Source organism: Alistipes provencensis, assembly GCF_900083545.1.
GTDB classification, from domain to species: domain Bacteria; phylum Bacteroidota; class Bacteroidia; order Bacteroidales; family Rikenellaceae; genus Alistipes; species Alistipes provencensis.
On record NZ_LT559262.1, the window covers coordinates 2,655,578 to 2,667,789 of the forward strand.

Consider the following 12,212-nt stretch of genomic DNA (forward strand, 5'->3'; position numbering starts at 1 on the left):
GTAAAATGTTGCCTACCGCCTCATCATGCCGCCCGGCATCTTGGGCATCTTCAGGTTGCCGCCGGCGACGGTTTTCATCATCTTGCGCGTGTCCTCGAACTGCTTCATCAGGCGGTTCACGTCGGCCATCGTTGTGCCCGAACCCTTGGCGATGCGTTCGCGGCGGCGGGCGTTGATAATCTCGGGCCGCTCGCGCTCCGCCGGGGTCATCGACGAAATGATCGCCTCGGTCTGCTTGAACACGTCGTCCGGAATATCCACGTTCTTGAGCATCTTGCCCATGCCCGGAAGCATCGAAGCCAGATCCTTGAGATTACCCATCTTCTTGATCTGCTGAATCTGCGAGATGAAGTCGTTGAAGTTGAACTGGTTCTTGACCAGCTTCTTTTTCAGCTTGCGGGCCTCCTCCTCGTCGAACTGCTCCTGCGCACGTTCCACGAGCGACACGACGTCGCCCATGCCCAGAATCCGGTCGGCCATACGCTCGGGGTGGAACACCTGCAGGGCGTCCATCTTCTCGCCGCTCGAAATGAATTTGAGGGGCTTGTTGACCACCGAACGGATCGAAATGGCAGCGCCGCCGCGGGTGTCGCCGTCCAGCTTCGTGAGGACCACGCCGTCGAAATCCAACCGGTCGTTGAACTCCTTGGCGGTGTTCACGGCGTCCTGACCTGTCATGGCGTCCACCACGAACAGCGTCTCCGAAGGCTTCACGGCAGCTTTGATGGCCGTGATCTCCTGCATCATCGCCTCGTCCACGGCCAGACGTCCCGCCGTATCGACGATCACCACGTTGCAGTTGTTCTGACGGGCGTATTTGATACCGTTCTCGGCGATCTGCACCGGATTCTTGCTGCCCTCTTCGGTGTAGACCTCCACGCCGATCTGCCCGCCGAGCACCTTCAACTGGTCGATGGCCGCGGGACGGTAGACGTCGCCGGCTACCAGCAATACCTGACGGCCCTTCTTCGACTTGAGCATCGCGGCCAGCTTGCCCGAGAAGGTGGTCTTACCCGAACCTTGCAGACCCGCGATCAGGATCACGGCCGGCGTACCCTCCAGCCGGATGTCTGTGGCCGTGCCGCCCATCAGTTCGGCCAGCTCGTCGCGCACGATCTTGGTCATCATCTGGCCCGGCTTGACGGCCTTGAGCACGTCCTGACCCAGCGCCTTCTGCTTCACCTCGTCGGTGAAGGACTTGGCTACCTTGTAGTTGACGTCGGCGTCGATCAGCGCGCGGCGAATCTCCTTGAGCGTCTCCGCGATGTTGATTTCGGAGATGCGGCCCTCGCCCTTGAGGATTTTAAACGACCGTTCGAGTTTATCTGTTAAATTTTCAAACATGGTTGTTGTAGCTTGTTTCAGAGGGCAAAGGTAATAAAAAACGGGAAAATGCCACAAATTTGCGGCCTAACTTTTAGACTGGAATCAGCGGAGCAATCCGGCCTCGTAATAAATGACGATCTGCTCGATCATCCGGTCCTCGCCCTCCTTGTCGTACTGCGATTTGAGGTCCTGTCCGAAGATTTTCGAGATGCCCTGCCAGAACCCCGCCACGAAGCCGCCCCGGAACTCCTTCAGCACCTCGTAGGCGGTGTATTCCGTTTCGCGGTCGATGAGTTTCAGCAGCACGCGGCCCTGCGTGCGGGTCATGCGTTTCAGCACGGGGGTGTATTCGTCCTTGATTTCGTGGTAAATCTGCTTGATATACTCCTTCTGGGCTTTCTTGGTGGGCAGGCGAGTCAGTTCGGCCTCCATCGTCGCCATCTTGGCCCGGGCGATCTTGGCAATGGGGTAGACCTTCTTCACGGCGTCCACCAGCCGGCGGTAACGCCGCAGGTCCACCGGACGGCTGAAGACATAGACCGGCAGGATGTGGACCAGCGGAATCGAATCGCCCCGCTCGACGGCCCACTCCTGATGCCAGAAGCCGCGTCCGCCCTGCGCCTGCGCTTCGGGAAGCGCGGCAAACGATGCGAGGAACAGCAGGACGGCCCATTTTTTCATGATCGGCGAAATTTGCTTATCTTTGGCAAAGATAATCATATTCCGTAAACGAAATTCAGACGCAGGATATTATGCTTGAAAAAGGACTTTCCGCCCGCAGCGCCGCGACCGTGGCCCCGGGCAATACGGCCGCCGCGATGGGTTCGGGCGACCTCGATGTATTCGCCACGCCCGCGATGGTGGCGCTGATGGAGAACGCCGCGATGACGGCCGTGGCCTCCTGCCTGCCCGAAGGCTCGACCACCGTCGGCGCCGAGATGAACGTCACGCACATCAAACCCTCGGGACTGGGCGCCGAAATCACCGCCACGGCCGTGCTGACCGAGGTCGAGGGGCGCAAACTGACCTTCAACGTCGGGGCCCGCGACGCCGAGGGGATGATCGGCGAGGGCGTCCACATCCGCTACGTCGTCGACCGCGCGAAATTCATGGCCAAACTCGGCTGACCGTGGAGCAGTCCACGCCCCGACCGCTGAAACGCTCGCGGTTGCGCCTCTGGTGCGGCCGCCTCTGGTACACCTTCCTGCGCTACGGGACGTGGTATTTCGGCGGACTGCGCTTCGCCCGGAAAGCCTCGGCCCCGGGGTGTCCCCACCTGCATTTCCAACACCGGACACCGCTGCTGCGCAAGCTGAAGGACGTGGACATGCAGTACCAATATAACAAGATCACCAACCTCCGGCTGGCCGCCGCACACCTCGACGGCGTGGTCCTGCGTCCCGGCGAGACGTTCAGTTACTGGCGGCTAATCGGGCATCCGACACGCCGCAAGGGGTATCTCGACGGCATCGTGCTTTTTTGCGGCACCTTCCGCCCGGGCGTCGGGGGCGGGCTGTGCCAGTTGTCGAACCTGATCTTCTGGATGACGCTCCACACGCCCCTGACCGTCGTGGAACGCTACCGCCACTCCTACGACGTCTTTCCCGACAGCGGCCGCACGCAGCCTTTCGGCAGCGGCGCCACATGCGTCTATCCCTACCGCGACCTGATGATCCGCAACGACACGCAGACCACGTTCCGGCTCCACGTCACCGTCGGCGGGGAGTTCCTCGAAGGGGAGTGGCGGGCCGACCGGCGTCCGGAGTTCGCCTACCGCGTCGTCGAGCGCGACCATTGCATGAAGAGCGAGTGGTGGGGCGGTTACAGCCGTCACAACAAACTTTTCCGCGAGGTCTACGACACCGAGGGGCGTTGTGTCGACGTGCAGTATATTACCGGCAACGACGCGCTGATGATGTACTCGCCGTTCCTTTCCGAGACGACCGGAGAACCCTGAAACGCAGGAAGCGGGGCATTTGCCCCGCTTCCTCTGTCTTACAGCCCGACGATCAGGTGTTCGAGCCAGATCACCGCGATTCCCGCCACATAACCCGCCAGAGCCAGCAGCGTGATCCGTTTGAGATACCACCCGAAGTTGATCTTTTCGAGGCCCATCGCCACGACGCCCGCCGCCGAACCGATAATCAGCAGGCTTCCGCCCACACCGGCGCAGTAGGTCAGCAGGTGCCAGAACAAGCCGTCCTGCACGAAATTCTGCGCGAAGGCCGGATCGACGCTTGCAGCCACCGCCGCGGCGTCGGAAACGGGGTACATGCCCATGCAGGCGGCCACCAGCGGCACGTTGTCCACCACCGACGAGAGCAGGCCGATGGCCCCCGCGATGGTGAATACCTCGTGTACGGTCTTGTCCAGCCAGTCGGCCATGTCGGTCAGCACGCCTCCGGTTTGCAGGGCGCCTACGGCCATCAGGATGCCGAGGAAGAAGAGTATCGTCGGCATGTCGATGTGTTTCAGTACTTTCGACACGCGCGGCTGGATCGATTCCTCCATATTGCGGATGCTGCGTTTGCGGTCGTAGATGATCTCGGTCAGTATCCACATGAATCCCAGCGACACCATCATGCCCATGTAGGGCGGCAGCCCGGTGAGGCTCTTGAAGACCGGCACGAACAGCAGGCTCAGTACGCCCACGATGAGGATGAACCTGCGCAGGCGCGGCCCGATGCACTCGGGGCATCCCGTTGCGAGGGCCTTGGCGCTGACCTGTGCCGCCGGCCTGTCGGCGACGTAGCGGCTGGCGATGGCCGTGGGGATGATTACCGACACGAGGCACGGCAGGAAGAGGTTGGCGACGAGGTTCGAGGCCGTGACGTTGCCGCGCATCCACAGCATGATGGTCGTCACGTCGCCGATGGGCGACCATGCGCCGCCGCTGTTGGCGGCGATGACGATCACGCTGGCGAATATCCACCGCTCTTTCTTGTTGGCGATCAGCCGCCGCAGCAGCATGACCATGATGATCGTGGTGGTCATGTTGTCCAGCGCCGCCGACATGAAGAACGTGATGATGGAGAGCAGCCACATCAGCTTGCGCTTGTTGCGCGTGGTGATGTGGTCGGTGATGACGCTGAATCCCCCGTAACTGTCGATCAGGTCCACGATGGTCATGGCGCCGATCAGGAAGACCAGTATCTCGCAGGTGTCACCCAACTGATCGACCAGTTCGTGCTGGATCTTGGGATCGTTGCCCATGAGACTGAAGACGGTCCAGATCGCTCCCGCCATGAGCAGGGCGACGGCCGATTTGTCGATCCTCGTCTTGTGCTCGAGTGCGATGAACAGGTAGCCCACCACGAAGAGCAGAATCATTGTCGTTATCATTATATGCGCATCAATTAAAAGTACGATAATTGCAAAGTTAATAAATTGCCGGTGTTCCGGTTGTCGGATCAGGCATTTTTTGTGGTCCCGATTGGATTTTGGAATTTTTTATATATCTTTGTCGTCGCTTTCGAGCGAATGTTTGAGCTGTGGTGTAATGGTAACACAGCAGATTTTGGTTCTGTCGTTCTGGGTTCGAATCCCGGCAGCTCAACAAAAAAGGGTGGTCATGCGACCATCCTTTTTTGTTGAGCTAAAGCTCACATGGACAATCCTCCCAAACCCTCCTTTAAGTTCCTTTTCGTTGCTTTCGCTCGGCATAGTCTGCAAGCAGCCTTTGCTCTCGCTTACTCGCAACGTTGAAAAGGAGGGCTTTATGGAGTGCTGTTTCCCGGTCTTATTTTGCTGCAAGCCTGCGTCAGCGTATTTTGCGGTGCGAGACGAGTGCCGCGATCCACAGCAGTACGACCGAGCCGATGACGGCCGTGGCCAAGCTGGCCAGCGTGCCCACGGGCACCCATCCGAAAAGTGAAAATATCCAGCCTCCCAGCACACCGCCGATAAGCCCGACGATCAGGTTGACGAAGAGTCCCGAGCTGCCTCCCTTGACGATCAGGTTGGCGATCCATCCGGCCGTCAGGCCGAGGAGCAGATACCATAGAAAATACATATTCGTGCGTTTTAGAACACACGACTTGTTGCAAAATTCGTTCCCGAACCGCTCACAACGCCTTTTTCAGCGCTTTTGCCAACTGATCGGGACACGAGGTGCCCCGGCCCCGGCAGTCGATGCCTTCGAGACGCGCCACGGCTTCCGCAGCCTTCATGCCCCGCACGAGCGCCGCGACGCCCTGCTGGTTGCCGTGGCAGCCGCCCGTGAATGCGACGCTGCGGACGATGCCGTCCTCCACCTCGATCTCGATCTGCCGCGAGCAGGTTCCCTCGCAGGCGTGGGTTATTTTCCGTATCATAAGCTGTCGTGTGACGAAAGAAACAAAAAGAGCCGCAAATCATTGCAGCTCTTTATGATATGTCGGTTACCTCTACTGACGCTGGAGGTCCGAGTTGTCGGCTACGACCATGTTCTTGTCGATGCGCAGCGTGACGTTGCCGTCAACCTCGATCAGCAGGGTGGTCTCCTTGATCTCCTTCACGACGCCGTAGATACCGCCGGCGGTGATGATCTTGTCGCCCTTTTTCAGGCTGTTGCGGAACTCCTGCATCTGCTTGCGGCGCTTGGACTCGGGACGCCACATGAAGAGCCAGAGAACCAGCACCATGAGGCCGATCATAATGATGAAACTGTACTGCTGCATGAAACCCGGCTGGGGTTCTATGGGCGCGCCCTGAAGAAAATTAATCATACTGTTATTCTGTTTTAAGTGTTTATTTCAGTGAACGAAGCAAAGATACGAAAAAGAACGGACAATGCCAAAACCGGATTGGACCCGGTTTTGCAAAACGGCCCGACTCCTAAAAGGGTCGTTACGACCCCAAAGATACGAATTATTGCGGAATAAACAAGCATTTATTCCACATCGGCTTCGATGAAGAGCCGCAGGGGCTGCTGTGCGCCCGCCAGCGAGATGTCCATGGTTTTGAGCTGCCAGCCCCATTCGCCGCGCGAATCGAACGTGAGCGTCACCTGCTGAGCGTCCCCCGGAGCAATGGGCTGGGAATCAAATTCGAGGGTCGTGCATCCGCAACTGCGCCGGTAGGAGGCGACGGCCACCGGACGGCTCGCGTCGTTGGCCAGCCACAGCCGCAACTGGGCGATCTCGCCCGATCCGAGGCGTCCGAAACGCACGGTGTCGGTGCCTCCCGTGGTGAGCATCGAATCCGTAAGCGCGATAATCCGGCCTTTGCGTTCGGTCGTCTGCGGCCGGGTGCCGCATGCAGCCGTCAGGGCGGCCAAAAAAAGGATCGCAAGCGCGCGGAACATGCCGGAGAAGGGGTTATTCGATCAGGCCGCGGCCTGCCTTTTTGATGCTTCCCTCGGCGGTCAGCGACTCGACGATCTTGTCCAGTACGCCGTTGATGAAGGTGCTGCTGCCCGGAGTGGAATAGTATTTCGAAATTTCGATCCACTCGTCGAGCGTCACCTTCACGGGGATCGACGGGAACGAGGTCAGCTCGGCCATCGCCGTGCCGATGATGAGGTTGTCCATGAAGACGATGCGCTCGACGTCCCAGTTCGAGGTGAACTTTTCGATGTAGTCCTGATAGGTCGTGTAGTTGACCAGCGACTTTTCGAACAGCGTCTTGACGAACGCCGGGTCCTCGTCGCTCTTGAATTTCGGGGGAACCCGCAGTTCGGTGTGCGACACGCGCAGCCCCGACAGCGTGCGCAGGATCATCATAATAATATAGGGGAGGTCGTCGCTCCAGAGGATCGACATCTCTTCGAGCACGTCGTCCAGCGCCTCGCAGTTCTGGAGTTCTTTGAAAAACTCTTCCAGCAGTTTTTTGTCCTCGTCGAACGGGCGCTCCTCGCGCTGCATGTACTCCTTATAATAGTCGCTCTCGATGAGCTGCGTGTAGAGCGTGCGGATCAACTCGGGGTATCTCGTCCAGCCCAGCTTGCGGGCGGCGACATGGTCGTTCACCGCGTCGCTGTTGGCGATGGTGCGGATCACGGCGTTGTCCACGAACTTGGTGTTGGGATTGAGGTCTTCGAATGTCGGCAGTTTCTTCTGTTTGGCCAGCTCCTGACGCTGCTCGGCGTAGCGCGCGATCTCCACGGGGAGGATCAGTATCTGGAAATAGAGGTCGTAGGCCTTGTCGACGGACGCCATGAGCGTCTTTTCCGACGCGATCATATTGTCGGCACCCGACTTGAGGTGGGCGAACAGCGCCTTGACGACCTTTATACGGAGTAATCTTCTGCTCAACATATCTTTTAGAACGATTGGAACGGTTTTGACGGCGGCAAAGATAGTGCAAGCCGAGCGGACTGCCAAATTTATTTGCACATAACCGGGCTATTGCCGGTCCGGACCGGCATTTTAGCCGCCCTGAATGAACACCTTTTTGCGGAAAATCCCTATCTTTGCACCCGTATGGAACAAATGGAAGAAAAACAGCCGTATGACGTAATCGTCGTCGGGGCGGGCGCTGCGGGCATGATGGCCGCGGGGACCGCGGCGCGCAACGGGCTCCGTGTGTTGCTGATCGAGAAGATGGAGAAGTCGGGCCGCAAGGTCCGCATTACCGGCAAAGGCCGCTGCAACGTCACCAACGCCCGGCCTGCCGAGGAGTTTGCGGAGCAGATGCGCACCAACGCCGACTTTTTTGCGCCGGCGTTCGCCGAGTTCAACAACCGCGCGGCGATCAAATTTTTCGAGCGTGCGGGCGTGAAACTCGAAATTGAGCGCGGCGAGCGGGTCTTTCCCAAGAGCGGCAAGGCGTGGGACATCGCCAACGCCCTGCTGGAATACTGCTTCGAGAACGGCGTCAAACTCATCTACGATACGCGTGTCACGGAGATCATGACCCTCGGGAACAAGGTTTTCGGCGTGAAATATATCAACAAGCGGGGCTTCGAACGCAAGGAGGAGTGTGCGCAGGTGATCCTCGCCACGGGCGGCGTCTCCTATCCCGCGACCGGATCGACGGGCGACGGCTATGCCTTTGCCGCCGACTTGGGCCACACGATCGAGCCGCTGCGCCCGTCGCTGACGCCGCTCGTCTCGTCGCACGCCCAGATGAGGTACCTCGACAAGGTGATGCTGCGCAACGTGCGTGCGACCCTTTATGTCGAGAACGAGCCCGTGCGTGAGGAGTTCGGCGAGATCGGGTTCTCCGACCGCGGCATCGAGGGCGCCGTGGCGCTGCGCATGAGCCGCGATGCGGTGGACGCCCTGATCGACGGCAAGCGGGTGAAGCTGACGCTCGACCTGAAACCCGCGCTCACGGAGGAGGTCCTGCGCGACCGCATCGCCCGCGAACTGGCCGAGTTGGCTCCCACGGAGTTCTTCGGCGAATTGCTGCGCAAGCTGGTTCCCAAACCGCTGGTGATGCCGTTGGCGCAGGAGATCGACGTCCGGGCGAATTGCTATGTCAGCAAACTCACCGAGGAGCAGATCACGCGCCTCGTGCGGACGCTCAAAGGGCTGACTTTCCCGATCACAGACTATGCGCCATTTGAATATGCCGTCACGACGGCCGGCGGCGTGCGTTGCGAGGAGGTGAATCCCTATACGATGGAGTCGCTGAAAATCAAAGGGCTGTATTTCGCCGGCGAGGTGCTCGACCTCGACGCCAACACGGGCGGTTACAACCTCCAGATCGCCTTTTCGACGGGGCGTCTGGCCGGCATGCTCAAAAAATAGAGACCATGAGGTTCGGCGAATATCCTCTTTCACTCCGGTTGCCCGGGCGGGTTGCGGAACTGCGCAACCGTCTCTCCCGCGCCCGTTATTTCCGCGGACACGGGGTGCATTCGCCGTTCGTTTACGACATCGTGCGCGAGGTGTTCATGCGCGACGGACTGCTTCCGGGCGACCGGACGGTCTACGAATCCCTGACGGCCGCGGGCATCTCCCGACGGCGCGCCACGCAGTTACAAAACCTCGCGATACACTGCGGTTACGGTTCGTTTGGCCTGAATCGTGCGGATGCGGAGCTGTGTGTGGCGACGCGCGACCTGCCGCGGACGGAGACGCTGGCGCTGGTGCGTGCGGCGGCCGAAGCGGGGCATACTCTGGCGGTGATGTCGCCCTACGACGGGCAGGTGCGGCAGGCGCTGTGTGCCCAGATCGTTGCGCGGCATCGTTCGACGACGGTCGACAACCGCGGTTACCTGCTGATTTTCAATAACCATTTACCGAAACAACACTTCCGGATATGAGTAAGGTATATACCAAGACAGGCGACAAGGGGACCACTTCGCTGATCGGCGGCGAACGGGTCTTCAAGACCGACGAGCGGGTCGAGGCTTACGGCTCGGTGGACGAACTGGCGGCCTTCACGGCCCTGCTGGCCGACAACCTGCGTCCGGACGAGGCGCTGGCGGCTTACGTCGACGACCTGAACCGCATCCTTTCGCGGCTGATGAGCGTCGAGGCGCTGCTGGCGACGGGCGAGTCGGGGAGCGACAAGGTCTCACCGCTGGACCCTGCGGTCGTTACATGGCTCGAAGGGCGCATCGACGCCATGCAGGGGGCGCTTGCGCCGATCGACAAGTTCACGATCCCCGGCGGCCACGCCGCCGTGTCGCTGTGCCACGTCTGCCGCACGGTCTGCCGGCGTTCCGAACGCGCGGCGCTCCGGGCCGATGCGAAATACGGCGTCGACCCCTCGGTGCTGGTCTGGCTGAACCGTCTTTCGGACTACTTTTACCTGCTCGGACGCACGCTGACGGCTCATTATGAGGTGAAAGAGGTTTTGTGGATTCCTTAAATCGCTGATTGGCTGAGGTATGCAGATGTAATAACGATGTTTTATCGTTTTTTCTTTGTTTTTCTCAATTTTTTTATACTTTTGCAAATCAGTCATATAGGATCAAGAGCCTTGCGGGGCTTATAATCCATTGATATTTGGGAACTTAAAAACTTTGTGACTATGTATTGGACACTTGAATTGGCTTCGAAGCTCGAAGATGCACCCTGGCCCGCAACCAAAGAGGAGTTAATTGACTATGCGGTACGTTCGGGAGCGCCGCTCGAGGTGCTCGAAAACCTGCAGGAAATAGAGGACGAGGGTGAGATTTACGAATCGATCGAGGACATCTGGCCCGACTATCCCTCGAAGGACGATTTTTTCTTCAACGAGGAAGAATATTAATGAGAAATGCGGAGGCTGACCTCCGCATTTTTTATTTCGTGGCGACGTAGAACAGGTCGAAACAATTCGCGCCGACCGGGTCGATGCGGTAGTCGTCCATTCGGATCGAGGTCGTCAGGTCGGTGTTCTGCTTCAGGAGCTTGCGGCGGTTGAGCCGGTTCAGCAGGTCGTAGGGCAGTTGCAGCAGGCGGCGCGGCAGGCGGTGCTGGAGGTCCAGAATGTCGAACCTCGTGATGCGGCGGACGCTGCGGCGGTTCTCTTCGTAATAATCCATCACTTTTTCATCCCCGAACACCCCGAGGGCTTCGACCGTGGAGAAACTCCCGGCGAGGAGCTTCCGGAGCCCCTCGGCCGTGTATTCGCGCACATGCCACGGGTTGCGCGTCAGCGACATCGGGGCATTGGGCGTCGTCACGATGAAACGTCCGCCCGGGCGCAGTACGCGGGCGATCTCGCGCACGAAATCACCGTCACGCTGAATATGCTCGATCACTTGGAACGAGATCACGCAGTCGAAACTCTGCTTGGGGAAATCCAGCGGCGGCACCTCGGCCTGCCGGAACTCGACGTTGGGCAGTTCGAGCAGCTCCGGCGCCGGGACGTGCTTGTCCACGGTGACGAACCGCCGGGCGTGGGGCGCCACGACCTCGATGCCGTAGCCGCTTCCCGTGCCGATCTCGAGCACGTCGCCTGCAATGCGCTCCGCCGCGGCGTGGTAGGCCAGCAGCGAACGCTGAAACACGAAATTGTCGGAAGCCTCTCCCGAGACCCGCTCTGCGGTGTTAATCTTCGCCATGGGTCTTGCAGTTTATTCCCTTTTCACCGACCTCGACCTCGCCGCGCTTGAGGAGCATCCCCAGCGAACGCTTGAAAACCTTTTTGCTCATCTGCGTCAGGCGCGTCACCTCCTCCGGGGCGCTGTCGTCGTTCAGGGGGAGGAATCCGCCGTTGTCGCGGACCAGTTGGAGCAGCGTCTGGGCCGAGTCCTTCACCTGCGCGAATCCGGCCTGCTGGAGACTTACGTCGATGCGGTTGTCCTCGGTGATGCGGCGGACATAACCCGTCAGGCGGTCGCCGACGGCTACCGGACGGAATATCTGGTTGCGGTAGATCATGCCCCAGTGGCGGTTGTTGACGATCACGCGGTAGCCGATCTCGCTCTCCGAGGCGACGAGCAGCGAAACCTCCTCGCGGGGTTTTACCGAGATCAGGTCGTTGTTGATGAAGCCTTTGAGCTTGGTCGTGGCCACACAGCGGCCCGTGATGTTGTCTTCGTAGAGGTAGACGACATAGCTTTGCCCGGCGAAGATGCCGCCCTGCTGGTTGCGGTTGGGGAGGAAGAGATCCTTGCCGTGGAGCCCCCAGTCGAGAAACGCCCCGTGGGCCGTCTTGTCCACCACGCGCAGGTAGCCCGCTTCGTCGGCGCGCAGCAGCGGCGTTTCGGTCGTCGCCACCAGCCGGTCCTCGGAGTCGTGGTAGAGGAATACCTCTTTTTGGTCGCCGACCTTGTCCGTCAGCGAGGTGTAGCGGTTGGGCAGCAGAACCTCGTTCTGCTCCTCATCTGCGAGGTATAGGCCGTATTCCGATACGCGGCTTACGGTGAGGGTTTGTGTGCGTCCTGCTCTGAGCATAGTCGTTTATTGAAAAATACGCAACAAAAGTACGTTTATTTTCGGCCGAATCCAAACGCCGCGCTCCTGCCCGTCGGAAGAAATGGTGCTTTTGTCGGGGCTTCGGGGTGTATTTTTGTGTTTTGATAG

16 protein-coding genes and 1 tRNA gene are annotated in these 12,212 nt (G+C 59.5%); 7 read left to right on the plus strand and 10 right to left on the minus strand.

Annotated elements, in window-relative coordinates; translation table 11 throughout:
• Window positions 1-12: 12 nt before the first annotated feature.
• Complete coding sequence (ffh, locus tag BN5935_RS10275; protein WP_064976033.1) at window positions 13-1,344, minus strand: signal recognition particle protein; 1,332 nt, start codon at window positions 1,342-1,344, stop codon at window positions 13-15.
• Between the two features lie 84 nt (window positions 1,345-1,428).
• Window positions 1,429-2,007: a DUF4294 domain-containing protein gene (locus BN5935_RS10280; RefSeq protein ID WP_064976922.1), complete on the minus strand. Its 579-nt coding sequence runs from the start codon at window positions 2,005-2,007 to the stop codon at window positions 1,429-1,431.
• Window positions 2,008-2,078: 71 nt separating this feature from the next.
• On the opposite strand from BN5935_RS10280, the gene BN5935_RS10285 reads away from it, so the two are divergent.
• Together BN5935_RS10285 and BN5935_RS10290 are read left to right on the plus strand one after the other, a co-directional pair.
• Window positions 2,079-2,453: a thioesterase family protein gene (locus tag BN5935_RS10285; RefSeq protein WP_064976034.1), complete on the plus strand. Its 375-nt coding sequence runs from the start codon at window positions 2,079-2,081 to the stop codon at window positions 2,451-2,453.
• A 2-nt stretch (window positions 2,454-2,455) separates the two neighbouring features.
• Entirely contained in the window at window positions 2,456-3,283 is an 828-nt protein-coding gene (locus BN5935_RS10290) for a VanW family protein (protein ID WP_064976035.1), read from the plus strand.
• Window positions 3,284-3,321: 38 nt separating this feature from the next.
• Here the strand turns inward: BN5935_RS10290 and nhaD are convergent, their stop codons facing one another.
• Window positions 3,322-4,668 carry a sodium:proton antiporter NhaD gene (gene nhaD / locus BN5935_RS10295; RefSeq protein WP_204244905.1) on the minus strand — a complete coding sequence of 449 codons (1,347 nt, stop codon included), beginning with the start codon at window positions 4,666-4,668 and terminating at the stop codon, window positions 3,322-3,324.
• Window positions 4,669-4,811: 143 nt separating this feature from the next.
• On the opposite strand from nhaD, the gene BN5935_RS10300 reads away from it, so the two are divergent.
• A tRNA-Gln gene (locus tag BN5935_RS10300) sits at window positions 4,812-4,882 on the plus strand.
• A gap of 204 nt (window positions 4,883-5,086) precedes the next feature.
• Here BN5935_RS10300 and BN5935_RS10305 read toward each other — a convergent pair.
• The 5 genes from BN5935_RS10305 to BN5935_RS10325 form a co-directional block, all read right to left on the minus strand.
• Window positions 5,087-5,338, minus strand: coding sequence for a GlsB/YeaQ/YmgE family stress response membrane protein (locus BN5935_RS10305; RefSeq protein WP_064976037.1), 252 nt, complete (start codon window positions 5,336-5,338; stop codon window positions 5,087-5,089).
• A gap of 52 nt (window positions 5,339-5,390) precedes the next feature.
• Window positions 5,391-5,639, minus strand: coding sequence for a TIGR03905 family TSCPD domain-containing protein (locus tag BN5935_RS10310; RefSeq protein WP_010258744.1), 249 nt, complete (start codon window positions 5,637-5,639; stop codon window positions 5,391-5,393).
• A 72-nt stretch (window positions 5,640-5,711) separates the two neighbouring features.
• Complete coding sequence (yajC, locus tag BN5935_RS10315; protein ID WP_064976038.1) at window positions 5,712-6,032, minus strand: preprotein translocase subunit YajC; 321 nt, start codon at window positions 6,030-6,032, stop codon at window positions 5,712-5,714.
• A 164-nt stretch (window positions 6,033-6,196) separates the two neighbouring features.
• Entirely contained in the window at window positions 6,197-6,610 is a 414-nt protein-coding gene (locus tag BN5935_RS10320; RefSeq protein WP_064976039.1) for a DUF1573 domain-containing protein, read from the minus strand.
• Window positions 6,611-6,623: 13 nt separating this feature from the next.
• A complete protein-coding gene (locus BN5935_RS10325; protein WP_064976040.1) occupies window positions 6,624-7,562 on the minus strand; it encodes a transcription antitermination protein NusB in 939 nt (312 codons plus the stop codon).
• A gap of 165 nt (window positions 7,563-7,727) precedes the next feature.
• On the opposite strand from BN5935_RS10325, the gene BN5935_RS10330 reads away from it, so the two are divergent.
• From BN5935_RS10330 to BN5935_RS10345, 4 genes are all read left to right on the plus strand, one after another.
• A complete protein-coding gene (locus tag BN5935_RS10330; protein WP_064976041.1) occupies window positions 7,728-8,999 on the plus strand; it encodes a BaiN/RdsA family NAD(P)/FAD-dependent oxidoreductase in 1,272 nt (423 codons plus the stop codon).
• Between the two features lie 5 nt (window positions 9,000-9,004).
• Window positions 9,005-9,517: a hypothetical protein gene (locus BN5935_RS10335; RefSeq protein WP_064976042.1), complete on the plus strand. Its 513-nt coding sequence runs from the start codon at window positions 9,005-9,007 to the stop codon at window positions 9,515-9,517.
• Entirely contained in the window at window positions 9,514-10,068 is a 555-nt protein-coding gene (locus BN5935_RS10340; protein ID WP_064976043.1) for a cob(I)yrinic acid a,c-diamide adenosyltransferase, read from the plus strand. The genes BN5935_RS10335 and BN5935_RS10340 overlap by 4 nt, the downstream gene beginning before the upstream one ends.
• A gap of 162 nt (window positions 10,069-10,230) precedes the next feature.
• Window positions 10,231-10,452 carry a DUF2795 domain-containing protein gene (locus BN5935_RS10345; RefSeq protein ID WP_019150042.1) on the plus strand — a complete coding sequence of 74 codons (222 nt, stop codon included), beginning with the start codon at window positions 10,231-10,233 and terminating at the stop codon, window positions 10,450-10,452.
• Between the two features lie 31 nt (window positions 10,453-10,483).
• Here the strand turns inward: BN5935_RS10345 and BN5935_RS10350 are convergent, their stop codons facing one another.
• Window positions 10,484-11,248, minus strand: coding sequence for a class I SAM-dependent methyltransferase (locus BN5935_RS10350; RefSeq protein WP_064976044.1), 765 nt, complete (start codon window positions 11,246-11,248; stop codon window positions 10,484-10,486).
• On the minus strand, window positions 11,235-12,083 hold the full coding sequence (locus BN5935_RS10355) for a CvfB family protein (protein WP_064976045.1): 849 nt from the start codon (window positions 12,081-12,083) through the stop codon (window positions 11,235-11,237). Before BN5935_RS10355 ends, BN5935_RS10350 begins: the two co-directional genes overlap by 14 nt.
• Window positions 12,084-12,212: the final 129 nt, after the last annotated feature.